A 25,625-nucleotide genomic window follows, 5' to 3' on the forward strand; every position below is an offset into this window, starting at 1 on the left:
AAATCCGTAATCATTATCCCCTAGGCCAAAGTCTTTCATTCTCTCTAAGAAAAGCTCCTTGGGGCAATTCGTTTTACTCTCTTTTGTCTTTAAGATGACTGCGTCTAAGCTGACCACAAGCAGCATCAATATCACTGCCAAGCCTTCTTCGAATGGTAGTCTCTACGCCATTTTCCTGTAAAATTGCAGCAAATCGTTTCACCCTGTCCCCAGAGCTTTTCATAAAATCTCGCTCTTTTACATCGTTAACAGGAATCAAATTCACATGGCAAAGCATATTCCGAAGCTTCAAAGCCAGCTCTCTGGCACAATCATCGCTGTCGTTTACCCCCCGCATCATAGCGTACTCAAAGGTAATACGACGTTTTGTCTTTTCCGTATAATCAAAACAAGCATCTAAAAGGAGGTCCATGGGGTTGGCCTTTGCCACAGGCATAATCTCTTTTCTAATTTCATCGTTTGGTGCGTGTAAAGATACGGCAAGGGTAATCTGAAAATGCTCCTCTTCTAAACGATACATTTTTTCCGTCAGCCCACAGGTGGATAGGGTAATGTGCCTTTGCCCAATGTTTTGCCCCTCAGGATGGTTAATCAAACGAATAAAGCTCACTACATTTTCATAATTATCCAAAGGCTCTCCACTGCCCATGAGTACAACGCCGCTAATACGCTCACCGCAATCTTTTTGTATTTCATAAACCTGAGAAAGCATCTCCCCAGCAGTTAAATTTCGTTCTACACCATCCAAAGTAGAGGCACAAAATCTGCACCCCATGCGACAGCCTGCTTGGGTTGAAATACAAACCGTATTACCATATTCATATTTCATCAATACGCTTTCAATAACCGAATCATTCTCCAAAGCAAAAAGATATTTTCTGGTTCCATCAATTTCAGACACCAATCGGCGTACCATTTCAACGCCCCCAAGGGTTGCACTGTGCTGAAGTTTTTCCCGCAAGCTTTTAGAAAGGTTTGTCATCTCATCAAAGGAGGCAACCTGTTTTTCATGAATCCACTGGAAAACCTGTTTTCCACGAAACTTTGGCTCGCCCAAGTCTCCTAAAAAAAGCTGTAATTCCTGTAAATCCATTGATTTTAAATCTGCTTTCGTCATGATGACCTATCCCTTTCTCCTCATTTTTGCAATAAAAAATCCATCGGTTTTGCTTTTATGGGGCAATAAAGTAACATACCCCTTTTCGGCGGTTTCCTGCCATATCTCTTTTGGCAAATACGCTGTAATATCCTCAGCGACAAAATCAGGATGATTTTTCAAAAACCACTCCACATTTTTCTCGTTTTCTTTCTTACAAAGGGTGCAAGTGCTATAAATCAAAACGCCCTCTGACTTTACATATTTTGCCCCATTTTCTAATATTTGACGCTGAATGGGAACCAATTGATCAATTTCTTCGCCGTTTTTCTTCAATCGAATATCAGGCTTTTTGCCCATCAATCCTAAGCCAGAGCATGGTGCATCCACCAAAACTCGGTCAAAGGTATCAGCATACTCCTCATTCCACTGGGTAGCATCCTGCTGCTTTACTTCAATTATGGTAATTCCCAAACGCTGTGCCCCTTGGGAAATCAATTCCATTTTATGCTCGTAAATATCGTCACATACTAGCCTGCCCTCGTTCTCTATACTTTGGGCAATTGTAAAACTCTTCCCTCCGGGAGCAGCACAAAGATCAAGTATGGTTTCTCCCCTTTGGGGGTCCATAACCTTTACCGCAAGCTGAGAGCTTTCATCCTGAACATGAAACAGACCATCTTTGAACGCCTTTAGTCCGCCAATGTCCGCTGTTTTCTTTAGATGTAGGGCTTGGGGGACAATTTTCCCATCCATGACCATGATTCCATTCTTTTCCAACATACTCTTCAACAATGCTTTCTTTGTTTTTAATGTATTTACTCGTATGGTTACATAAGGTGGGCAATTGTTTGCTTTGCAAAGCTTTTGGGTTTCTTCATATCCAAAATAAGCGATCCACATTTTAATGAGCCAAAGGGGATGGGAATACTGAATACTCAAAAATTCCGCAGTTCCTTCTTTAGGTAAAACAATACTGTCTTTTTCTCGTCCTATGGTACGCAAAACACCATTCACAAATCCTTTCAGTGGTGCCAATCCCCTAGCTGCAATCAGCTTTACAGCTTCGTTACAGGCAGCAGAGTCAGGTGTTTTCATAAAGTATATCTGATAAACCGCTGTACGCAATACCGCCAAAACCCAAGGCTTCATTTTTTCCGTCTTGGTTTTTGAAAACTGGTTAATCACATGGTCAATATAATATAAATTCCGCAAAGTACCGTTAACGATTTCCGTTACCAAAGCACGATCTTTTGGTGGCATGGCACCGTTTTGTCTAAGCAATCTGCGTAATGCCATATTGTTATATGCACCCTCCTCCATAATCTCCGTCATGGCCTGGGCAGCAATTTCTCTTGGGTTAATCTGTATCATTCTTTTTTCCCCTTCATAGGAATTTAATCAAAAAATCTAAGGTAATACCCCATATTCAGTACATCCAAATGTGTAGCCAGATTTTTTCGCAGACAAAACAAAAACGCAATGAATACTGGCAGGTATTGATGAGCATTTTTATGCAGTCTGACGAAAAAAGATGCAATCCGACGGATGCATAAGGCATCAGCCGAGAATTAGGCGGTGTTGCCTTAATCCATCAAATTATTATTATAAATGATTCTAAGCCATAGGGCAACATTTTTCGCCATTTCACCGTCTATTTCAAACTCGCAAGAAATGGCAAAAGACCGATTTTTCTTTTGAAAGAATCGGCCTTTTATGGTGTTCTTAGTCTCTTCTGCCAAAAATAGCAAGTAAACGTAATAACTGGGCAACAGCCGCAATTGCTGCTGCTACATAAGTCAATGCCGCCGCACTTAAAACCTTTCTAGCACCACCAACTTCGCTTTCATCCAAAAAGCTCTGGTCTACCAAAAGGGTAATTGCCCTTGACGATGCATTGAATTCTACGGGCAGAGTAATTAGGGTGAACGCTACCGATGCAGCAAATAGAAGAATTCCCAATTTAATCATAAAGTTACTACTGCTGCTGGTAAAAAACATACCTAAGAATATTAAAGGAAACGAAAGTCTAGACCCTAAATTTGCCACTGGAACAAGAATGCTGCGTAAAGAAAGAGGGGCATACCCTACGTCGTGCTGAATAGCATGGCCAGTTTCATGGGCAGCCACGCCTAAGGCCGCTACGGATTTACTGTCATAAACACTTTGAGAAAGGCGTAATGTTTTCGTACGAGGGTCATAATGGTCGGTTAAATTCCCCGCCACTCTTTCAACCTTTACGTCATAGATACCCGAATTTTCTAACATTTGGGTTGCAACCTGAGCCCCTGTAAATCCACGTCTATTGGCAACTTTTGCGTATTTGTTATAGGTACTGGATATGTTACTCTGTGCGTATAGCGAAAGTATCATTGCTAAAATTAATAATATATACATAATTGGTTCCTCCTTTTGTTTTCAAAGTCTAAAAAGACCGTTACTGTAAAAGGACGCCCTTATTCATTGCATGCCCCCGTAGGTACGCGTCAGTAGCCATACGTTTTTTGCCTCTGGCCTGCAACTCTGTAATCGTCAATCCTCCATCGCCGCATTTTACGACGAACCCCTTCTTTGTTACGTCTACAATTTCTCCTAGTTTCCCTTGTGGATAATCTCCTTCTGCTTTGATCCCCTTAAAAAGCTTCAAAGGCTCATCCTCATAAATTGCATAAGCCCCAGGAGCTGGGTCAAGGCCACGCATCAAATCAATAATTTCCTGGGCACTTTTTGCCCAATCAATATGACCTGTTTCCTTTGTAATCATGGGTGCATGTGTGGCCGCCTCATGATCTTGGGGAATTCTTTCCACCGTTCCTGCCTGTAAGGCTGTTAATGTCTCTAAAAGCAAGTTTGCCCCTGCTTGCGCCATTTTATCATGAACAGACGCAAAATTATCATCTGGAGCAATTTCCACTTCTGTTTTTAATAACATATCCCCTGTATCCATTCCCTTGGCCATAAACATGGTGGTAATCCCTGTTACCTTTTCCCCGTCTATAATAGACCATTGCATGGGTGCCGCCCCACGGTATTTGGGTAATAAAGAACCGTGTACATTAATACAACCATACTTGGGAATATTTAGAATGCTCTCAGGCAAAATCTGTCCAAAAGCAGTTACAGCAATGGCATCAGGTGCAAGTTTCTCAAGCATTGTCACAAACTCTGGGTCTCTGGCTTTTTCAGGCTGATACACCTGAAGTCCTTGTTCCAAAGCATATGCCTTAACAGGCGTGGGAACAAGCTTTTTCCCTCTGCCTTTCGGCTTATCAGGCTGACTAACCACACCAATGACTTCATGCTGGGTTAATAAAGCCTTTAAAGAATACACCGCAAAGTCCGGTGTACCCATAAAAATCACTCTCATGGACGATTCCTCCTTAAACCTCTTCCACTTCTTCTTCAGGAATGGCTTTGTCAAAGTATAATACCCCATCAAGATGATCCGTTTCGTGGCAAAGGGCAACTGCCATTAATTCTTCCCCTTCCACAACAATCTTTTCACCGTTACGGTTCAAAGCCTCAACCTTTACGTATTCAGGACGATCAACCAGTGCACTTTTTCCAGGAACACTCAAGCAGCCTTCATAGTCAATGTGAGATCCTGTTTTTTCAACAACAACAGGGTTAATCAGTTCAATCAAACCATCCCCAATATCGATTACAACCACTCTTTTAAGAATGCCCACCTGGGGTGCCGCAAGGCCCACACCATTGGCAGCATACATGGTTTCAGCCATATCATCCAACAAAGTTATTGTGTTAGCATTAATTTCTTTCACGGGCTTGCAAAGTTTTCTTAAAACTTCATCCGTACTCAAACGGATTTCTCTCGTTGCCATTTATATTACCTCCTAAAAATATACTTCTACAAATAAATTTTCTTATAAAAACCGAAAGGTTTAGTGATCAAAATAATACAACAGAGGTTCCTCATTCTTTTGGAATTAAAATAATGATATCCTAGGCTTTTAATGCCCTTGTAATGAACCTCAGTTAGATGTCAATGGTGTTAACGAATATTTTATCACAAAAAATACCGTTACACAATATTTAAGGGGTTTAGAGTTAGATTAAAACGAATCTCTTTCTTTGCAATTTTCTTCCCTTTTTCAACGCACCGAAGCACATATGGAACAAGGCTCTCTTCCGTTGTGCCTTGTATTAATATCCTTTGACGAAACTCTCCTCTGAATTTAGATAAGGTGGCTGGCACAGGCCCCATTATAAAAAACCGACCGTCTTTATTTTCTTCCTGCAAAATTTCCCCAAAGCCGTCAGAAGCTAAAATGGTTTCCTTCTCATTCCCGCCACTGATTACGACAGAGAAAAATACACCAAAAGGAGGATATCCCATCATCTCACGGAGTAAAATTTCTTCCTCATAAAACCCTTTATAATCCTGCTTGGCGGCATGAGTAATGCAGTAATGTTTTGGCTGATACGTTTGAATATAAACCCGACCTGTATCATCTGCCCGTCCAGCCCTGCCACCTGCCTGGGTAATTAATTGAAATGTGTTCTCCGACGCATAGAAATTCCCAGTATTTAAAGAACTATCAGCCGCCATAATACCCACTAACGTTACGTTTGGAAAATCATGGCCTTTTGCAATCATTTGCGTTCCCACCAAAATGTCTGCCTCTCCCTTACGAAAGGCCTCCAAAATCTTCGTATGACTGTCTTTTCTCATGGTTGTATCCAGATCCATGCGCAAAATCCTTGCTTCGGGAAATAAACGCCTTGCCTCATCCTCAATTTTTTGGGTGCCTGTTCCAAAATACCGAATAAATTTAGAACTGCAAACAGGACAAACCTTGGGGTTTTCTGCCGTTTTCCCGCAGTAGTGACACATTAATATTTCTTCTTTTGCATGGTACGTATAAGAAATGTTGCACTCTGGGCAACGCATCACATGGCCACAACTACGGCAAGATACAAAGGTTGCAAATCCCCGTCTATTTAAGAACAAAATACTTTGCTCACCTTTTTCCAAATTTATTCGCATTTCATCCTGCAGGGTACGGCTAAAGGCAGAACGATTTCCCTCTTGCAACTCCTGGCACATATCTATAATGTGCATTTGGGGAAGAAACCCTCCACCAGTTCGTTCTTTTAACTCTAACAAGCCGTACTCCCCCCGAATGGCTCGGTGATAAGTCACCAAGGCTGGGGTAGCACTCCCCATAATGAGAAGAGCCCCTGTTTCATGGGCTAATTTCTTAGCTACCTCTCTTGCATCATATTTGGGAGTAATATCAGAAACGTAGCTATTTTCGTGAACCTCGTCTATAATCACCATGCCCAAGTTAGAAAAAGGCATGAATAATGCAGACCGAGGGCCAATGATAACGGAAATTTCACCATCTCTGGCCTTTCTCCATTGATCCAGCCTCTCCCCTGGGGAAAGCCTGCTATGGGTAACGGAAACAGCATCTCCAAAACGAGAAATAAACCGTTCCATAGTTTGGGGCGTCAAAGAAATTTCCGGCACCAAAACCACCGCTTGCTTCCCCATAGCTAGAGTTTTGGCAATGCTCTGCATATAAATTTCTGTTTTCCCACTTCCTGTAATGCCATGAAGAAGAAGGGGTTTTTTCTTTTTCTGCAAAAGCTGAGTTTCGATTTCTTTTAATGCCTTAGCTTGCTCAGATGTGGGAAGAAAGGGCTGTGTTATTTCATAATCCTCTAAAGAAAAAACGGCTCGTCTTGTTTCTTCCCTTCGCTCTTGCAAAATCCCTTTAGCCAATAAGGTTTTAATTGGCGAGTCGGTTATACCAAAACTACGAATCTCCTCTATAGTGCATTCACCTTTTTCCATAAGCAAATCAAATAGTTTTTTCTGTCCAACTAGTCGTTTTTCTTTTTCCGCTTTTATTTTTGCATTTTCTAATAATGAAGAATTGAAGTTAATTCCAATATAACGCTTTTCTTTTTTATAATCTGAACGTAAAAGTTTCTGCTTTACAACAATAATTTTCTTTTTCTGAAGCTGCAAAATTGTTTTTTTCGTACCACTTCCTAAGGCCTTTTCCAATTCCGCCAGTTCAGCAGTGCCCCCAAAATCCTCCAAAGCCTCCAAAACCGCCCGTTCGCCATCGCTACACTTTGACTCCTCCACTTGCACCATTTTAGAAACGTACCAAGTACTTTTGGTTCTTATTCCCGTGGGCATAATGGCTTGCAAGCATTGGTTCAGGGTGCAAAAATACCTTTCTTTCATCCATTGTGCCAATATCAGCATAGTAGAGCTAAAAATAGGTCTGCCATCGTCCAAAATATCAGCCAAATCCTTTAGTTTCTCCGCTGGCACTTCACTGTCGTTCGATAGGGAAAGAATATACCCCTCTGTCTTTGTGTTTCTTCTACCAAAAGGCACAATAACCCGTACCCCTTGCAAAGCTAAGTCTTCAAACTTTTCAGGGACTCTATAGTCGAAAACCCGATCTGTTTCAGGGCTATTCATTCCAACAATCACTCTGGCAAACTTCATATCTCTCCCCCCTTTGCCGCAAAAGTTATACGCTTGGTAAAAAAGACGATAAACAAAATTCTTGGCAAACATTTTTGTCCTGCCCAAGATGGGTTTTGTTTATCGTCCTCACTTATTTCTTATTCTTCTGTTGCTTCAAAAAAGGCCCCTTCCATCCGAAGCATTTCTTCACCACAACCAAAATCTCTTGCCTGGCGAACCTTGATTTTTCCTTCATAGAGTTCATTCACTGCGATAGAAACTGGTTTATCCACTTTGATTTTGCTAACCAAAGGCTCAGCACGGTCAACTAGCTGTCTTGCTCTTTTTGCCGCCGCAATTACAATGGTATATCTGCTGCCTAAAGTAATATCATCTGTTTCTTGATTGAGTACTTCCAATAAATCTGTATAAGAAGGTCTTAACACGCCTACATCTCTCCTTTAAAAATCTTTTTTATATTAGGGTTTCTATTGCACTTCATTCTTTCTGCCTGAACAATCGTAAGCATATCTTCTGTGGCCTGTTCAACAGTATCGTTAATGACTACATAATCGTATTCATCTACTAACTCCATTTCTTCTAAGGCCCTGTGGATTCTACGGTTAATGGTTTCCTTGTCCTCTGTTCCTCTATTGGTTAGGCGCTTGCCCAACTCTTCCAAGTTTGGTGGCATTAAAAAAACTAAAACCCCATCGGGATAAATCTTCTTTATTTGTAACGCCCCTTGCACTTCAATTTCAAGGATAACGTTTTTCCCTTGGGTTAACTGCTCCACAACATATTTGCGTGGTGTCCCGTAATAGTTCCCGCAAAATTCTGCCCATTCCAGAAGTTCCTTATGCTCTTGCATGCGAATAAATTCTTCTTTGGAATGGAAGAAATAGTGAACCCCGTCCTTTTCATACTCCCGAGGCTCCCTTGTTGTTGCGGAAATAGAAAGTGAAAAGTTATCTTTTTTGCAAAGCTGCTCTACCACCGTCCCCTTGCCTGAACCGGAAGGACCGGAAATAATTAGCAATATTCCTTGTTTCTTCATTCTCAATTCCCCTTCTGCTCTGCGGAAAGCCTGCCACCGACTGTTTCAGGCATATTCGGTGAAAGCACCACATGCCCGTTATCCATAATAATCACGCAACGAGTCTTTCTGCCATACGTTGCGTCAATTAAATTCCCTTTTTCCTTCCCCTCCTGCACAATGCGCTTAATGGGGGCAGAATCTGGGCTCACAATGGCAATCACCCTATTTGCAGATACTACATTACCATAGCCGATATTCAAAAACTGTATTTTTTCCATGCAACCACTCCCAATTACTCTAAGTTTTGAATTTGCTCACGAATTTTTTCAATTTCGCTTTTTAATTCTATGGTGGCCTGAACAATTTGAATGTCGTTTGCCTTAGAAGCAATGGTATTGGACTCTCTGTTCATTTCCTGTACAAGAAAATCCAACTTTCTTCCTACCTGCCCACCTTTTTCTAAAATATCGGCAAGCTGTACTAGGTGACTTCGTAAACGGGTAATTTCTTCGTCAACACAACCTCTGTCTGCAAAAACTGCAACTTCAGTTGCAACACGCTGAGGGTCAACATCAATCCCATCTAATAAATCCTTTAAACGGCTGTTTAGTTTATCTCTATACTCCTCTACTACCAAAGGAGAGCGTTCCTTCACTTGTTCAACCAAGGTTTTAATTCGTTCTGCCTTTGTTAGAATATCTTTTTTCAAAGCTCCGCCTTCTGTCTCACGCATGGAAACAAAACGTGTCACCGCCTCATCCAAAGCAGGTAATAAGGCTTCCCAAATCACCTTCTCATCTTTCTGAGGCTTTTCAATTGTAATGACATCAGGAAATTTCGCAGCTAATTCTAAAAAACTGCCTCCTACCAAACCTAAACTTTCCTGAAGCATTCTCAGTTTTTCTACATAAGCTTGAGCCAAAGTTTGATTTAACTTCACCTCAACATCATCTAAAGCAAAGGTTTCAAAACCGATATAAACATCAGTTTTTCCACGAAAAACCTGTTGCATAATATATTTTTTTATCTTGTCTTCTAAACTTGCCAAAGAACGAGGTAACTTAATATTAATATCATTATATCTGTGATTTACGGACTTTAGTTCAATGGTAAATTTTCTATCCTCGGCGATATGCTCACCTCGGCCGTATCCCGTCATACTTCTAACACCTGTGCTCATATTTTTTCCTCTCTTTTTGCTTTGTACTTGTTTTCTAGAAAAACAGTTTCTTTCATACACCTTTGTCATTTACCAAAACTCTTTGAATGCCTGACAAAATACCCAATTTAGTGGCATTTGTAAGGGAAAGATTCAAAAATTGGCTCAAAAAAGCGAAATAGGTTCATGAAAAACCAAGAGTGCTAAATATATATTTATTAGCAAAAAGACTGGAAAAACAGGCCTTGCCTACTGGGGAAAAGTGGTGCCTTTTGGAAAATAGCCATAAGCTAAAAAACCTACAGAATCATCCCTTCATACCTCCGACAACAAAAAAACCTGAGAGTATCGCCTTGACTTTTTTTAGCACACTAGAAGTTTCCATAAAAAATAACCCTTTATTCTTAAATACATTGCCCCCCATTATAGCTTAAGCACCTACAAATAGCAAGAAAAACATCAACATTTAGGTGATTTTTTTAATCAAATTTTAATTTTTATCTTCCGTGTATTATCTGTCACACTATGTTATACTATATCGGCACATACGCATGAAAAGGAGGAACGCCTCATGGCTTTGGACGGTATCACCACAGCAGCTATCGTACATGAACTAAAAACAAAACTTATTGGCGGCAGAATTGATAAAATCCATCAACCGGTGGCGGATGAAATCCGCTTTACCGTAAGAGGTATAGGCGTTGTCCATAAAATATTAGCTTCTGCAAATTCAGGTACGCCTAGAATCCATATTACCGAGACAGCAAGAGAAAACCCTATGACAGCCCCTTTGTTTTGCATGGTTTTACGTAAACATATTGCAGGGGGTAGAATCATTGATATTTCTCAGCCTGACTTTGAACGTATTGTCATCATTAAAGTTGAATCTGCAAATGAAATGGGCGATATGACGGTTAAACATCTGATTTTGGAGATTATGGGAAAGCATAGCAATCTTATTTTAACCGACGAAACAGGGCGAATTCTTGATTCCATAAAGCGAATTACCCATGAAAAAAGTTCAGTCCGAGAAGTTTTGCCGGGAAAAGAATATGTTTTTCCCCCTTCACAAAATAAAAAGAATCCTCTTACTGTTGTAAAATCAGACTTTTTATATACCTTGCATCTGCAAGAAGGACAAAAACTCCAAGAGTTTCTTTATAAAAACTATACAGGAATTAGCCCCATTATGGCAGGGGAAATGTGTTTCCGTGCTTCCTTGGATCCGTCTAATTCTTGTCAACAAACAACAACAGAAGAAAGTGAACATTTATTTATCGCTTTTCAACAAGTGATGGATGAAGTAAAACAGGCAAATTTCACACCAAAAATCTATTACCATCCAAACTCCAACCGTGTTTTAGATTTCGCCGTTGTAGAAATGTCAGAATTCCATGCCTTGGAACAAAAGAACTTCACATCCGTATCCTCTTTGTTAGAAGGTTTTTATCAAGAGCGGGATAATGCTTATCACATCCGCCAAAAAGCCCATGATATGCGGCGTTTGGTGGTATCAAATATTGAACGCTGTATAAAGAAAAAAGAAATCCAGTTAAAAACTCGTAAAGATGTGGCGGATATGGAAATCTGGCGTAAAAAGGGGGAACTCCTTACAGCAAATATTTATGCCATCCCCCAAGGGGTAACAACCTATCGCACCATAGACTTTTATGATGAGAATATGGGAGAAATTGAAATTGCCTTAGATCCCACGAAGACACCGGCAGAAAATGCACAAAAATACTTTTCTCGTTACAATAAAGCAAAGAGAACCCTCACCGCATTGGAGATACAGGAAAAGCAAAATGATGAAGAGCTTCTTTATCTGGAAAGTGTCTTAAATGCTTTGGAAAGTGCCTCTGACGACGCCGATCTTTCGGAAATAAGAACGGAATTGGCAGAAAGCGGATTTATTCGCCGCCAAGCTCCCAAAAAAGGTGCCTCCAAACCCAAAAAAGCAAAACCCTTGCATTTTGTTTCTGCAGATGGCTTTGATATTTTTGTGGGCAAAAGTAACTTGCAAAATGACGAATTAACCTTGCGTTTTGCAGATAGCACCGATATATGGATGCATACCAAGGATATTCCTGGTTCCCACGTAATCATCAAAACCAACGGCACTGGTACGGCAAGTGATGGGGCTTTAGAAGAAGCAGCTCATTTGGCTGCCTATTTTAGTAAAGCAAAGAATAGCAGTATGGTTCCCGTTGACTATACCTTACGTAAAAATGTAAAAAAGCCTAATGGGGCAAAACCTGGCATGGTAATCTATCTTACCAATCGTACCATTTACGTAACCCCCGATGAAAATAAGATACAGGCGATGGAAACAATGTAACTAGAGTGATTGCTTTCAGAAATATCTGCAGCACTTTTGTTATAAAAATAGTGTTAAGTCAAAGGCGGAGACTCTCCGCCTATTTTAAACTTATTTTCCGAATAAATTCTTTGAGAACTTAAGAAAATAAGGTGTTATAATTATATTATTTTCCCAATACTTTTATGGAAAACCCTTAGTCTTACAATGTAAACCCTGTGTTTACACCTTTTAATACGTTTCAAATAACTTGAGCTGCTTCAAAAAAAGCAGCCTTCCTACTTTTGAATTGAGGTTTTTATTATGCAAAATGAACTGGCAAAGGATTTTAATTTATCCTCTTTATTACGTTTTACTTTACCAACAATCACGATGTTGATATTCATTGCTACTTACACCATCGTAGACGGTATTTTCGTATCCCGCTATGTTGGTACAGATGCTTTGTCTGCAATTAATATTATATTCCCCTTAATTCATGTTATGATTGGCGTTGGCATTATGTTAGGCGCCGGGGGTAGTGCTGTCATCGGCCGCAAACTTGGAGAAGGCAAGATGGATGAAGCACGGCGAAACTTTACTTTGATTACTATATTTACCACAATATTGGGACTCGTTCTTTCAGGGGTTTGTTTGGCATTTATTACCCCGTTGTCCCGTTTCTTGGGGGCAAATGAAGTCCTCTTGCCCTATTGCCAAGATTACGGCAGAGTGCTTTTTACCTTCTATTCCGTTTCCGTAGTACAGGTATTGTTTCAAACCTTTTTTGTAACGGCCGGAAAGCCTCATTTAGGTTTGTGGTTGAATGTTGCCTCAGGTTTTGCCAATATATTTTTTGATTATTTATTTATCGTCGTAATGGGTATGGGAGTTGAGGGTGCCGCATGGGGTACTGTCTCCAGCTTCCTTATAGGCGGTTTACCTCCCCTGTGGTACTTTGCAAAACCAAGAGCCACCCTTTATTTTTTAAAACCAAAATGGGACGGCAACGTTATATTGCGTAGTATGCTAAATGGCTCCTCAGAAATGGTAACTTCATCCGCTATGGCAGTTACTACGTTTCTGTTTAACTTAGCAATGATGGAATACTTAGGTGAAGATGGTGTTGCTGCAATTACCATCGTTTTGTATGCCCAATTTTTATTTTCGGCAGCATATATGGGCTTTTCCAATGGAGTGGCACCAATTTTCAGCTATATTTATGGTAACCAAAATATCCCTAGGATGAAAAAAATGTTTAAAATGTGTGTCAAAGTGATACTGGTTTCTTCGGTGGTGATTTCTGTCTTTTCTTTCTTTATGGCAACGCCTACCATTGCAATTTTCACCTCAAAGAATACCGCAACCTACGAAATTACCCTCCAAGGGTACCATATATTTGCGTGGTGCTTCCTCTTTGCGGGCATAAATATTTTTGCTTCCTCTTTCTTTACTGCTCTATCAAATGGTACGGTTTCGGCAATCATATCTTTTTTGAGAACATTTGTATTTGTTACCACCTGTATCCTATTCTTGCCTCATGTTTTTGGCATCAATGGCGTTTGGCTGGCGGTTCCTATTGCAGAAGCTCTGACTGCAACCTTAGCTTTAATCCTTCTTTTCGTAAATAAAAAACGCTACCACTATTTGTAAAATGAAAAAAGTGATATGCATATTCCTTTGCATATCACTTTTTCTTTTATAGATGTATTTCCAAGTTTCAAAAACAATTTCTTGAAACAATTCAGTTAAATAAAAACTAAATATTTCAATATAGACCTTGGATTTACAAAAACCTAGCAAATATTTCCTTTATCACCCTTACACCTGTTTCAAACCCATCTGGGCGGGCAGAGTGCCCCATGGCATGTACATCTTCTTTTCCATCGGTATAAAAAATGTGCAGTACCCATGAATCTCCACTGCAAAGACATGTTTCGATATCGTAAAATCCATTCCATTTTACGATACCCCCAACCTCAAGCTTCTCTTCAAGCTCCTTTAAAAACTCTCCCTCAACTTCCGCATAAAAGGTATGCTCCTCTTCGTCACGCATGTCCATTCGCACACAAATGGCCTTACCGTCATCCTCAACCCGATACCATTCCTGTTTCCCTGTGTTATCCCCATAACGAAATGAAAAAGACCGAATCATATTATCCCCTCCAATAAAAATAATAATATCACTTACCATTATCCCACAAAAAAATATCATGTGCTACTATATGTTTCCACCTTCCAACGCTTCAATCTGAAATTACTCTTGCCTCACATCTACAGGGTTAAAAAAAAGTCCACCCAAAGGTGGACTTTAATAGTCTTATTTAGCGTACTCAACCGCCCGTGTTTCTCGTATCAGATTCACTTTGATCTGTCCGGGATATTCTAACTCTTCTTCAATTTTCTTTGCAATATCTCTTGCAAGAAGAGTCATACCCTCGTCGTTTACATCCTCAGGTATTATTACAATTCGCAACTCACGGCCTGCCTGAATTGCGAAGGATTTTTCAACGCCTTTGAAGTTGTCAGCAATTTCTTCCAACTTCTGTAATCTCTTAATATAAGATTCCAAAGTTTCACGTCTTGCGCCAGGTCTAGCTGCAGAAATGGCATCTGCCGCCTGTACCAATACAGCCACAATACTCTGAGGCTCTACATCGCCATGATGCGCCTCTACAGCATTAATAATTAACGGACTTTCTTTGTAACGCTTTAATAATCCAACACCTATGCTAACGTGAGAACCTTCCATTTCATGATCCACACTCTTTCCGATATCATGAAGTAAACCTGCTCTTTTCGCCAGGGTTACATCTACACCCAGCTCAGCGGCCATAAGTCCCGCTAAATGAGCAACTTCCATGGAATGTTTTAAAACATTTTGTCCATAGCTTGTTCTGTACTTCAATTTACCCAATAGCTTAACAAGCTCAGGGTGTAAACCATTTACGCCAGTATCAAAAGTAGCCGTCTCGCCTTCATCCCTTACAATAACCTCTACTTCTTTTCTAGCCTTTTCTACCATCTCTTCAATTCGGGATGGATGAACACGCCCATCAACAATGAGTTTTTCCAAAGCAAGTCTTGCAATTTCCCTACGGATAGGGTCAAAACCGGAAAGAATAACCGCCTCTGGAGTATCGTCAATGATCAGGTCTATACCCGTCAAAGTTTCCAATGCTCGAATATTTCTGCCTTCACGACCGATAATACGCCCCTTCATCTCATCATTTGGAAGCTGAACAACAGAAACCGTAGTTTCTGCAACATGGTCAACAGCACATCTTTGAATTGCATTTGCAACAATTTCTCTAGAACGTCTGTCTGCCTCCAGCTTAGCCTTACTTTCAATTTCCTTAATCATCAATGTTGCTTCGTGCTTCACATCATTTTCTACCATAGCAAGGATATAGTTCTTTGCTTCTTCAGTTGTCAAACCGGAAATACGCTCCAACTCTTGAAGCTGTTTCTCATGAAGAGCTTTTGCCTCTTCTTTTTGTTTTTCCAATTCTTCCAGTTTCTTGGCCATCTGCTCATCTTTTCTTTCCAGAGCTTCTGTCTTTCTATCCAGTGTTTCTTCTTTCTGGAACAATCTTCTTTCATTTCTTTGAAGTTCATTTCTTCTGTCACGAACTTCCTTTTCCAATTCGTTTTTTGTTCTGATACTGTCTTCTTTGGCTTCCAGCATAATTTCTTTCTTACGCCCTTCTGCCTCTTTTGCCGCATCCTCTACGATTTTTTTGGCTCTTTCCTCAGCCATACCAACCTTTGCCTCAGCAATACGTTTACGATAAAGGACACCACAAACAGCGCCTACTAGAATACCAACAACAGCACAGATAATACTTATCGGCTCTATGAAAAACACCTCCCCTTATTCATTTTTCAAAGTTCTATTTTTTGTTTTCATATACCATTTAAGTAGCATCATAAAACACTCTATTATTTTATTACTTTTTACCATAAGTGTCAAGAAACAATTTAACTCATTAAAGCGACAACAGTAGAAAAAGAACCGAAAAACAGACATTTTATCTGTTTTCGGTTCAAATCCTCTGGATTATCCCTGTTTCTCTTTGACAATCTCATATAGAGAAAACCCAAATTTGTCACTGCTCTCACAAATTACCGTGCCACCAAAACTTTGGGAAAGGCTATTCAAATAGGTATCACCCTGTCCACGAAAGGCAAATAAAAGTCTACTGTCCGCCCGAACGGTTACCTTGTTATAAATGGTGTTTGCCAAAATACTTTCAACCTCGCCCCGCATTTTTGTAACGGTCCAGTCAATAGAGGGTACCCTGCCCTGCCCCTGGCACTGACGGCATCTTGTCGTCATCTGGGTAGATAAGCTGGGGCGTGTTTTCTTTCTTGTAATCTGCATCAGTCCCAACTCCGTCATACCCACAACCACCGTTTTGATTCGGTCTTTCTTCACCGCATTTTCCAATGCTTTGGTTACGTTGTTTTTATTTTCTTGGCTGGACATATCAATAAAATCCACAATAATAATTCCAGATAGGTTCCGAAGGCGCAGCTGTTTCGCTACCTCCACTGCCGCCTCTAGGTTGGTCTTTACAATAGACTTTTCCAAATCCCCTTTACCCGCACCTTTTCCAGAGTTTACGTCTATTACAACACAAGCTTCCGTTTCCTGAATCACTAAAAAACCACCACTTTTAAGCCAAACTTTTGGATCTAAAGCCTTTTGGCTTTGACTCTCTACAAAAAACTCTTCGAAAATAGGCAGCCTCCCCTGGTATAAAAGCAGTTTCGGCTGATTCTCTCCATTAAAATCTCCCGTTTCCAATAAATATTCATAAACCTCTTGGTTATTTACAACAAATTCATGAATTGACTCACTATAAAAATCCCGAACTGCTTTCTCCACAGGCAAACTTTGTTGAAGCAATAATACGGGTGCTTTTCTAAATTCCCAATTTGCTATACTTCTCCCTTTTTCCAAGAGTATACTGATTTCCTTCTCATAATCCGTCTCGGACTTTCCCTGTCCATTTGTTCGTACAACTGCGCCATAACCTTTGGGTAAGACTTTTTTGATAACCCTTCTTATGCGCTCTCGTTCCTCTCCATCGGTTATCTTTCTAGAAATTCCAATTTCTCCATCCTCCTCAACCAAAACAAGAAATTTTCCAGGAAAAGAAATCTTTTGGGTTAATACCGCTCCTTTTGCCCCTACTGCATCCTTCTCCACCTGAACAATGATCGTGTCTCCTGCCTTGGGTCTAGCCGTATTCTTCCCCTCATCCGACACCGCTCTGGCATTGCCATAATATAAGTACCCTTTTCTCTCGCTGCCTATTTCCACAAAGCAAGCCTGTAAATTGGGTATCACATTGTCTATCCGCCCAACATAAATATTCCCCACTAAGCTTGTCTCCCGCTTCGTCTCATAATATAATTCTACCAGCTTCCCGTCTTCAACCAAGGCAACTCTGGTGATTCCATCCTGAATGTCCAATAAAACCCGTTTCAAAAAAACACCTACTTTTCGTTGATCTCTCTATTTTACATCATCATACCCGAATTTGTAGGTTTTTGCATCAAAATCTTTTTGATCCGCCAATTTCCAAATCCATTGGCAGTCCTTCCCCGCAACCAAAGCTAACATCACTCTTTCCTGAGAAACTCCACCTTGGGATGTGCGAAAAAAGAAGGTATCCTCATAGGGATTCAAATGTAAGGCCAACTCTAAAGGCGTTTCCTCTCCCGAAACAATAACCTCACGCAACGGCTTCTCCCAATCCTCCAATATCCCATAATATAAGTTTTTGGCAATATGTAAAAACTCATGCTTGTTCACGTATATAAGGTAAAGTCCAATCGGCAAGAAAAGAAAGGCAAGGGGTAGCACAACAGAAAAAATCACACCCATAATGCATAACCCGTACCCAATCCCACTCCCTGCTTTGGTAAGCCAGCCTGCCGCCCGCAAAGTCCCTTTCCACTTGCCTAAGATTTCAAGCCAAATACGTCCACCTTCAAGAGGTAAAAATGGCAAAAGACGAACCCCAGCCAGAATAAGAGAAAGCAGTGCCGTCCCCCTGAATTCCAGTGCAAACAAAACAATACTAAGTAAAATGCCAATACCGCTTCCAATAAAATGTAAGCTTATTTTCTCCTCAAAGGGTATATACCCTGCGCCCTTAAAATCCCCTCTGATTCCCAAGGGGGTAAAAAGGCAGTGACGTAACCGAAAACCTTTTTTAAAACAGACAAAAGCGTATCCCCCTTCTTGTATTGACCAACAAAGAAGCATGTCCCAAAAGAGCTCCCCTGCCTTAAAATAAAACATGGTAGCCCCCAAAAATAAAAATAACGGATGCACTTTAATCTTGCTTTGCCTTATCATATGGATTCCCCCCGTGCCGCATATTCTGCTGCAACTTCCTGTGTATATTCCAGTGTGACATAGCCCAAGGGATCTAAAAGCTTCCCGTCCTTCCATAAACTGTAATGCAGATGTGGCCCTGTAGATAGCCCTGTGTTGCCCGATTTTGCCACAACCTCTCCTTGCTTGATCTTTTCCCCTTTTTTCACCAAAACCTCTGAAAGATGGGCATACATAACCTTATAGCCATCCTCCGTTTCATACTCAAGCACCTTTCCAAACGTTGCAGAGGTTCGTACTCTAGTGACAATACCGCTTCGAACGGCAGCAACCTCCGTCCCCGTTACAACCCCAATATCAATACCATTGTGAAACTCCGTTTTGTTAAGAATCGGATTTTCTCTCACGCCACAAGAAGAAGTAATTATCCCCTGGGCAGGGTTAATCCATTCCTCTTGTTTCTTCTCCCAGTCTAGAAATGACCATGCCATTAAGCTAGGGAGATTCCTCTAAGTCAGGCTTGTAAATCTTCTCTTTTGCAGGAGTATCCTCCTCTTGAAATACAGGTATAGATATATCTTGATCTTTCCAAAATGCCATAACTTTCTCCTTGGCCCTTGCGACCTCAGTCATTGGCACTTGATAAGCAATGGTTTCTTTTAATCTGCGGCTAACTTCTTCCGATGTATTTGTATGAAAGGCAGAAACCAATAAAAAAGCACCTGCTAAAATAACGGTTACATATGTACGAAATATAAAAAGGCTTTTGGAGGTACTCTCCGTAGAGCGACGCCCACCCTGCCTTTCCCTCATCCTTCTTTCCAGTTCCAGTCTCCGTCGTCTTCGTTCCCTATCCGTCATCCCGCATCCCTCCTGATTTTAAATATATGTTTACAAAAATCAGAATATGAACGAGCATGGACATTAGAATACAACAAAATTTTTATAAAATAGTTGAACTTTACTACGGAGCGAGATGTTTCTATTGCCAAATGGAACAATTGTCATTCAAAAACGCCGTCTGCTAACCTTAAAATTAGTAGACGGCGTTCATTGTATTGTTTTTTAAATATATACTATCCAGAATCTCCAAAATTCTAAAGCCCCTTATAAACCTAGTTGCTTTTTCAGTTGCCCCTCATTTAATAAATGAACAGTTTGGAACTCCCTGTTGTAAAACACCGCCCAGTTATTAAAAATACAGGGTACATTTTTAGCTTTTTCTAAAGTATCCACTTCAATCAAGTTAAGCGGTATACTGTTATGATCACAAAAGCTTTTAACCTGCTCAACGCAGTTCGGTATAAACGGACATTGCTTGCCGTAGTAGATGGTAAGCGCATCACTATCTATGACCTGTTTTTTAGCATTCTCCGCAAAAAAAGGTTTTGTTCCATCGAAGGATAGTGCCAGCAGTTCGTACTCTCCTACTGTATCTACCACTTGAAATCCATAGTAAAGCATAAATTTCTTCTCGGATAAATAGGGCTTTTTCTTCTTAGCGGTAAGAACGCAAATTCCCGATTTCCCCTGACTTTTTGCATCTTCAATGCAATACTCCAGAAGATCTTTGGCATATCCCTTCCCCTTAAAAGACCCTGATACCCACAAGCAATAGATATAAAAGTAGTTCTCGCCCCTTATCGGCACCCACGCCGTTTCAAGAGGTGCATATTCTATAAAAACCTTTCCTTTTGCATCAAGTTTTCTGAAAACGTGACCTTCCGCTATTCTCTCTTTTAGCCATGCCTTCTTTACGTGGACACCACATTGATGTTTTTTGTCTGAAATGGCACAACAAAGATGCTCGCTTTCTATATTTTCCATCACTACATTCTTGAACCTTTCACCCATGGCTTACCTCCTGTATTTTCCTCCTTGTAAATAATATACCTATTCAGTATAACAATGGACCCTAGCATCGTAAAGCAACTATTTCGGGCAAATCCAAATATAATCCGAAACGCAGGATGAAAATCCATCCTAAACATTTGTTGATAATCCATTTTTATTCTGGTAGAATTATGGTAAAAATACCCTTCCCTCTATTTGTAAAACTAAGGGGAAGGACATCACGAAATGTACAAACGGAGGATATTATGAACATTTTAGTTAGTGCCTGCCTTACAGGCAGTAATTGCAAATATAACGGTGGTAACAACTTTAATCAAAACGTACTTGACTTTATAAAAGGCCATAACGTAATCAAAATTTGTCCAGAATTACTGGGTGGTTTAGGCTGTCCTCGGGATAGCGTAGAAATGGTTGATGGTGTTTTCATGACCAAAAACGGTATAAACGTGGATGCTGAGGTTTGCAGTGGTGTCACTCTCGCCATGGAAAAAGTGCGTAAACAAAATATCGACTTGGCTATTCTACAATCAAGAAGCCCAACCTGTGGTGTAAACCAAATTTATGACGGAACATTTCAGGGTGCCTTAATCAAAGGACAGGGGCTTTTTGCGAAAAGCTTAATAGAAGAAGGTATCCCCGTTAGGGATTCTGAAGATATTCAGGTTTAGATTGAGCGGTATGTCGGTACATAGTACGTATCCCTTGTCTGCCCATTAACCCCAACCAATGCTCCACCCGTTGCCCCCTATCACAGTGTAGAAGGGAAACATTGTACGAAAACTCATGAAAAAATAATGGGATTTGGAGATTGATTGTTTGGTCGAAAAAGACTTATGATGTCTCAGTGGATCAGCTGGCATTGTTTAGCTGCTTATAATAAAGTATATTAAAAAAAGAAACTATAAAATAAGAGGGGCAGCAAATGGAGAAAAATAAATTGTCTAAAAAAATAGTAAATATAGCTTTTTTCTTGGCATGGACTGTTATTTTAATAAATATTTCCATTAGTTTTTTTATAAAAAGCTCATTAACTCCTGAAACTTTAGGAAACTATATTGTAATAAGTTGGACGATTCATGGTATATGTGCAATAGTTATATTTATAAAAAGCACTTACTATTAATTATTTAAATAATAAAATTACGTTTTGAGGATTGACACATACTGCCTTTTCAATCTTGAAACGCCCCGCCTCTTTCTAAGAATAACCTTTACCGTAAAACACGCCTTAGGCGAAGAAAACCCAAGGCGTGTTTTTTATTCTATTTACTTTTCTTAAATTGCCCCTGCAATATTTTGCACTTTCCCTGTTTTTTGCATTCGTTGTATGAAATAATTTTATTTTTCCGCTTCTTCTAAACCTTGTGCAACAGCCTCTAAAATTGCTTGTGCCGAATAGGCATTTTGCTCTGAAACCTGAATGGTTAAGGATTGATTTTTAACCACCTCTTTACATACTTCTTCTGCTGCCGATTGCATCAAAGGGTAGAATACCATTGCAGTCTCGGACATTTCTGAAAGGGCAACGTCCTCAATCATCCCGTCCTTAATGGTAACGGAAACCATAGCGCTTTCATCCCCTAAGGCAACCTGGGTATGGTATACACCATCCCGATATGTACCTGAGTCTCTATCGCCCAAGCTCAAGAAAAACCAAATCAGCCCAACCAGAATAATGACGCCCAACACAGCAAAAACCACCGTCTTGATGAGCTCTTTCAACTTTACCACCACAAATTTCGTGCCGCTCACCTTACTCCCTCCTAGAATACATTTCCTTATTTTAACCATATGTTTGTCAATTCATCTTTATTCCGCTGTACAAGTTTGCCTTGAAAAAAAGCATTCTCTTAGGTATCATGGTAAGAAAAAGGAAGGTGACAACATGGCACTACGCTTTATCGTCGGCACCGCTGGTACCGGAAAAACTCATCTTTGTATGGATGAAATCATTAAAAATCAAAAAGATGGCAAGGGCCGCCAAATTTTTATTGTGCCTGAACAGTTCACCTCCCAAACAGAGCGTGACTTAATTACCCATGGCCAACAAAATGCCATTCTTACCGCAGAAGTTCTAAGCTTTGGACGCTTAGCCCACCAAGTTTTTTCTAAAAATGGTGTGGGGAAAAAAACTCCCTTGGGTGATATCGGAAAATCAATGGCGTTACAAAAAGTCCTCCTAGAGGAAAAAGAAAATATTACATTTTTCAAAAACGCCATGGATAAAAACGGCTTTGTGGATCAACTTAGCTTAACAATTTCTGAATTTTTCCAGTATTATATAGAACCTCAACAGCTTTTAGATAAATCCCAATCGCCAGAACTAGCCAAAGGCATAACGGAAAAGCTTTCAGACCTAGCAAAAATCTATCAATCTTACATAAATTTCCTTGAAAAAGATTATATTTCTGCTGATGAAAGTCTTGCCCTCTTGGCAGAAAAGCTTTCCTCAAGCCAGCCCTTTCAAAACACAGAAATATGGCTAGATGGCTTTTACGGCTTCACGCCTCAGGAATACTCCGTAATTGAAAACCTATTAAAACTCTCTACAAGGGTCACTGTTACACTGCCTATGGATGAAAAAAGTTATATTGCGTCCTTTTTACCACCATCTGCACCCTTTTTCGAACCCTTTACAACAAAAAATAAATTGGTGCGATTGGCAGAAGAAAATGGTTTATCTGTGGAGTCTCCAGTTTTTCTCTCTGAAAATCATAGAGCAAAAACAGAGGCACTGAAATCCTTGGAAAAATACTACTTTCAAGGTTACTATAAAAAATGTAGTTTAAACGAAAGCGTGCAGATTATTTCCTGCCCCACCAAACAAGAAGAAATCCACTTTGCCGCAGGCATGATTACCCGCTTGGTACGAGAAAAAGGCTTGCGTTATAAAAATTTGGCCATCGTAACAAATGCCATGGACGTCTATGAAAAAAGCCTCCGTGGCATCCTGCGCGAACATAATATCCCTTGCTTTATGGATAGCCGGCGGGAAATCACCTCCCACCCGCTCATCACAATGGTTACGGCTCTTTTGGATTGCTTGGTATACGATTTTCGTTATGAAAATGTTTTCTCCTATTTAAAATCAGGCCTAACCCCCTTTTCCTTTGAAGAAATTGATGCTTTAGAAAACTATGTCCTGGCCTATGGAATCAAGGGCTTTAAGTGGCAAAAAGATACCTGGGCATATGGCTTGAAAAAAGAGGGAGAGGAAACCATAGGTTATATGAACGTCTTGCGAGAACGTTTTATGGAGCCTTTCGGTCCTTTCTTGCAGTTGAAAAAAAGGGGAAAACAGCCGTTAATAGAGTTTATCACCCTGCTTATTCAACACTTGGAAACCCTTGGCATTGCCGAAGCGCTTTCTGGCTGGGCAGAGGATGCACAAACAAATGGCAACCCCTCAAAGTCTGAGGAACATCGCCAAATTTGGCAGCTCTTGATGCAGGTCCTAGAAAAAGCAAGTGAAATTTTAGGAAATGAACCCATGGCCTTGGCAGACTCAGCAAAAATCCTTTCTGCTGGTCTTCAAAAATGCACCATGGGTGTGATTCCTCCCACTACAGATTGCCTTGTAGTTGGGGATATAGAGCGTTCTCGCCTTCCTGAAATCAAATATCTTTTTGTTCTGGGGGTAAACGAAGGAATTCTTCCTGCTCCCTCTCAGCCACAAGGTATTTTCACCGAGTCGGAGCGTCAACACTTAACAGAAACAGGCATGGAGCTGGCAAGCGATGGCAAACGGAAAACCTTCGAAGAACAATTTCTAATATATCGTGGCCTTACTCGCCCCGAGGAGGGCTTATTTTTAACCTATGCAAACGGAGAAACCGAGGGGAAAGCCCTGTTCCCTTCTTCTATTATTGATCGCCTTTGCCGTATGGATAGCGCATTAGAAGTACAGCCTTATTCAGGTTTTAAGTTAGATGAGATGATGCCCTCTTCTGCCTTTCATCTTCTGGGAAGTAAAATGCGGGAACATAAAAAGGAATCTCCCATGGATCCTCTTTGGCAAGATATTTATAGTTTTTTTGCCACTGACCCCCTGTGGGAAAAGCGTCTTTCCTTGCTCAGAAAAGGCTTTGTAACCACCAAAAAACAGGAAAATCTGTCACCGAAAACGGCAAAAAACCTATACGGTGAGAAGATTTTTTCTAGTGTTTCCCGTCTGGAACGTTTTGCCGCCTGTCCATTTTCCCATTTTGCAGAGTATGGACTGAAGGCAACGGAGCGAAAACTCTATCAACTTCATACCCCTGACTTAGGGCTGTTGTTTCATGAGGTTTTGGAACTGTTTTCAAACAAAATACAATCAGAAAATATCCAATGGGATTCTTTAACCCAAGAAAAAACGGAAGCAATGATTCATGAAGCCGTTGACCTTGCGGCACCAAAACTGGGAGATCAAATTTTGCTAGATACAGCGGCAAATCAATACCTCATTCATCGGTTAAAACGTATTTCAAGTCGTGCCGCTTGGACACTGGTACGTCATCTGAAAAACGGAGATTTTGTTCCCCAGGGCTATGAAATTGGCTTCGGTAACCACGAGGCCCTCCCCCCTATTGTCATTCAGTTGGCGGAGGGGAACCAACTTGTTCTGTCAGGAAAAATCGACCGTGTTGACTTATTGGATACCCATGGAAATCGTTATGCTAAAATTATAGACTATAAATCCGGTTCCAAAAATTTTAACTTTCAGGATATTTATTACGGCTTGCAACTACAGCTTCTGATCTATTTAGATGCCTACTTAAAGCATTATGAAAAAACAAATACGCCAATGAAGCCCGGTGGTGTTTTCTATTTCAGAATTATGGATCCAAATATTTCCCTCAGTCAGGAAATGAGCCCAGAGGAGATTGAAGAAGCATTGTATCAAAAAATGCAAATGTCTGGTCTGATTTTAGAAGATGAAGCAGTCATCCAAGGCCTTGACCACATATTTATTGAAGATGTCAAAGGCAAAAACTCGGCAATTGTACCCGTCGGTTATACAAAAAAAGGAGAACCCTCATCTGCGGCTTTTCTTGCTAATGAAGACCAGTATGAAAAACTCCTTTCCTTTGTAGTAAATCAGGCGGCAGAGTTGGGTAACTCTATGCAAAAAGGTACCATTACCCCCTCCCCTTATCGCAAGAATGATCAATCCCCTTGCTCCTACTGTCGGTTCAAGTCAATTTGTCGTTACGACTATGATGATGAACCTAAGTGGCGTGATTTGAAAAAAATAGCTAAAAAGGACTTCTGGGACATGATTGATAGTTAAGATAAAAAAACCTAGAAAGTAAGCCAATGAAACACAAAAAAGCTCGGTAAAAAATGTCTTCTTGACCTTTTACCGAGCTTTTTTATAAAAATTATAAACCCAT

At 40.4% G+C, this 25,625-nt stretch carries 23 protein-coding genes; 5 read left to right on the top strand and 18 right to left on the bottom strand.

Features of this window, described 5'->3' with window-relative positions:
- Nucleotides 1-73: 73 nt before the first annotated feature.
- The 10 genes from rlmN to RBQ60_RS11425 form a co-directional block, all read right to left on the bottom strand.
- Nucleotides 74-1,117 (bottom strand): 23S rRNA (adenine(2503)-C(2))-methyltransferase RlmN, encoded by a 1,044-nt coding sequence (gene rlmN, locus RBQ60_RS11380; RefSeq protein ID WP_331654187.1) that lies wholly within the window; start codon nucleotides 1,115-1,117, stop codon nucleotides 74-76.
- Nucleotides 1,118-1,123: 6 nt separating this feature from the next.
- On the bottom strand, nucleotides 1,124-2,470 hold the full coding sequence (rsmB, locus tag RBQ60_RS11385) for a 16S rRNA (cytosine(967)-C(5))-methyltransferase RsmB (RefSeq protein WP_307883813.1): 1,347 nt from the start codon (nucleotides 2,468-2,470) through the stop codon (nucleotides 1,124-1,126).
- A 351-nt stretch (nucleotides 2,471-2,821) separates the two neighbouring features.
- Nucleotides 2,822-3,493, bottom strand: coding sequence for a zinc metallopeptidase (locus tag RBQ60_RS11390; protein WP_307883814.1), 672 nt, complete (start codon nucleotides 3,491-3,493; stop codon nucleotides 2,822-2,824).
- Nucleotides 3,494-3,533: 40 nt separating this feature from the next.
- A complete protein-coding gene (gene fmt, locus RBQ60_RS11395; protein ID WP_307883815.1) occupies nucleotides 3,534-4,463 on the bottom strand; it encodes a methionyl-tRNA formyltransferase in 930 nt (309 codons plus the stop codon).
- A gap of 13 nt (nucleotides 4,464-4,476) precedes the next feature.
- A complete protein-coding gene (gene def, locus RBQ60_RS11400) occupies nucleotides 4,477-4,938 on the bottom strand; it encodes a peptide deformylase (protein ID WP_307883816.1) in 462 nt (153 codons plus the stop codon).
- Between the two features lie 200 nt (nucleotides 4,939-5,138).
- Nucleotides 5,139-7,589 (bottom strand): primosomal protein N', encoded by a 2,451-nt coding sequence (gene priA, locus RBQ60_RS11405; protein ID WP_307883817.1) that lies wholly within the window; start codon nucleotides 7,587-7,589, stop codon nucleotides 5,139-5,141.
- 119 nt (nucleotides 7,590-7,708) lie between these two features.
- Entirely contained in the window at nucleotides 7,709-7,996 is a 288-nt protein-coding gene (gene rpoZ / locus RBQ60_RS11410; protein WP_307883818.1) for a DNA-directed RNA polymerase subunit omega, read from the bottom strand.
- Between the two features lie 2 nt (nucleotides 7,997-7,998).
- Nucleotides 7,999-8,607 (bottom strand): guanylate kinase, encoded by a 609-nt coding sequence (gmk, locus tag RBQ60_RS11415; RefSeq protein ID WP_307883819.1) that lies wholly within the window; start codon nucleotides 8,605-8,607, stop codon nucleotides 7,999-8,001.
- Nucleotides 8,608-8,609: 2 nt separating this feature from the next.
- Nucleotides 8,610-8,867, bottom strand: coding sequence for a DUF370 domain-containing protein (locus tag RBQ60_RS11420; protein WP_307883820.1), 258 nt, complete (start codon nucleotides 8,865-8,867; stop codon nucleotides 8,610-8,612).
- A 14-nt stretch (nucleotides 8,868-8,881) separates the two neighbouring features.
- Nucleotides 8,882-9,769, bottom strand: coding sequence for a YicC/YloC family endoribonuclease (locus RBQ60_RS11425; RefSeq protein WP_307883821.1), 888 nt, complete (start codon nucleotides 9,767-9,769; stop codon nucleotides 8,882-8,884).
- A 550-nt stretch (nucleotides 9,770-10,319) separates the two neighbouring features.
- Here RBQ60_RS11425 and RBQ60_RS11430 point away from each other — a divergent pair.
- On the top strand, nucleotides 10,320-12,086 hold the full coding sequence (locus RBQ60_RS11430; RefSeq protein WP_307883822.1) for an Rqc2 family fibronectin-binding protein: 1,767 nt from the start codon (nucleotides 10,320-10,322) through the stop codon (nucleotides 12,084-12,086).
- Nucleotides 12,087-12,368: 282 nt separating this feature from the next.
- Nucleotides 12,369-13,697, top strand: coding sequence for an MATE family efflux transporter (locus tag RBQ60_RS11435; RefSeq protein ID WP_307883823.1), 1,329 nt, complete (start codon nucleotides 12,369-12,371; stop codon nucleotides 13,695-13,697).
- Between the two features lie 133 nt (nucleotides 13,698-13,830).
- Here the strand turns inward: RBQ60_RS11435 and RBQ60_RS11440 are convergent, their stop codons facing one another.
- From RBQ60_RS11440 to RBQ60_RS11470, 7 genes are all read right to left on the bottom strand, one after another.
- Nucleotides 13,831-14,199, bottom strand: a complete 369-nt coding sequence (locus RBQ60_RS11440) for a hypothetical protein (protein ID WP_307883824.1) — start codon at nucleotides 14,197-14,199, stop codon at nucleotides 13,831-13,833.
- A 165-nt stretch (nucleotides 14,200-14,364) separates the two neighbouring features.
- Nucleotides 14,365-15,912: a ribonuclease Y gene (gene rny / locus RBQ60_RS11445; protein WP_331654188.1), complete on the bottom strand. Its 1,548-nt coding sequence runs from the start codon at nucleotides 15,910-15,912 to the stop codon at nucleotides 14,365-14,367.
- Nucleotides 15,913-16,104: 192 nt separating this feature from the next.
- A complete protein-coding gene (locus RBQ60_RS11450; RefSeq protein ID WP_307883825.1) occupies nucleotides 16,105-17,541 on the bottom strand; it encodes an Rne/Rng family ribonuclease in 1,437 nt (478 codons plus the stop codon).
- 27 nt (nucleotides 17,542-17,568) lie between these two features.
- Nucleotides 17,569-18,417, bottom strand: a complete 849-nt coding sequence (locus RBQ60_RS11455; RefSeq protein WP_307883826.1) for a hypothetical protein — start codon at nucleotides 18,415-18,417, stop codon at nucleotides 17,569-17,571.
- A complete protein-coding gene (locus RBQ60_RS11460) occupies nucleotides 18,414-18,887 on the bottom strand; it encodes a M23 family metallopeptidase (RefSeq protein ID WP_307883827.1) in 474 nt (157 codons plus the stop codon). The genes RBQ60_RS11455 and RBQ60_RS11460 overlap by 4 nt, the downstream gene beginning before the upstream one ends.
- A 4-nt stretch (nucleotides 18,888-18,891) precedes the next feature.
- On the bottom strand, nucleotides 18,892-19,257 hold the full coding sequence (locus RBQ60_RS11465) for a hypothetical protein (protein WP_307883828.1): 366 nt from the start codon (nucleotides 19,255-19,257) through the stop codon (nucleotides 18,892-18,894).
- Nucleotides 19,258-19,503: 246 nt separating this feature from the next.
- Nucleotides 19,504-20,250: an N-acetyltransferase gene (locus RBQ60_RS11470; RefSeq protein WP_307883829.1), complete on the bottom strand. Its 747-nt coding sequence runs from the start codon at nucleotides 20,248-20,250 to the stop codon at nucleotides 19,504-19,506.
- A gap of 245 nt (nucleotides 20,251-20,495) precedes the next feature.
- Between RBQ60_RS11470 and RBQ60_RS11475 the strand changes: the two genes are divergently transcribed.
- Complete coding sequence (locus tag RBQ60_RS11475; protein WP_307883830.1) at nucleotides 20,496-20,918, top strand: DUF523 domain-containing protein; 423 nt, start codon at nucleotides 20,496-20,498, stop codon at nucleotides 20,916-20,918.
- A gap of 254 nt (nucleotides 20,919-21,172) precedes the next feature.
- On the top strand, nucleotides 21,173-21,373 hold the full coding sequence (locus RBQ60_RS11480; protein ID WP_307883831.1) for a hypothetical protein: 201 nt from the start codon (nucleotides 21,173-21,175) through the stop codon (nucleotides 21,371-21,373).
- Between the two features lie 215 nt (nucleotides 21,374-21,588).
- Here RBQ60_RS11480 and RBQ60_RS11485 read toward each other — a convergent pair whose 3' ends face one another.
- Complete coding sequence (locus RBQ60_RS11485; protein ID WP_307883832.1) at nucleotides 21,589-22,002, bottom strand: FMN-binding protein; 414 nt, start codon at nucleotides 22,000-22,002, stop codon at nucleotides 21,589-21,591.
- A gap of 133 nt (nucleotides 22,003-22,135) precedes the next feature.
- Between RBQ60_RS11485 and addB the strand changes: the two genes are divergently transcribed.
- Nucleotides 22,136-25,522 (top strand): helicase-exonuclease AddAB subunit AddB, encoded by a 3,387-nt coding sequence (gene addB / locus RBQ60_RS11490; RefSeq protein ID WP_307883833.1) that lies wholly within the window; start codon nucleotides 22,136-22,138, stop codon nucleotides 25,520-25,522.
- The last annotated feature ends 103 nt before the right edge of the window (nucleotides 25,523-25,625 follow it).

Origin of the sequence: Anaerotignum sp. MB30-C6 (assembly GCF_030908465.1) — a bacterium.
In the GTDB taxonomy this organism is placed as follows: Bacteria; Bacillota; Clostridia; order Lachnospirales; family Anaerotignaceae; genus Chakrabartyella.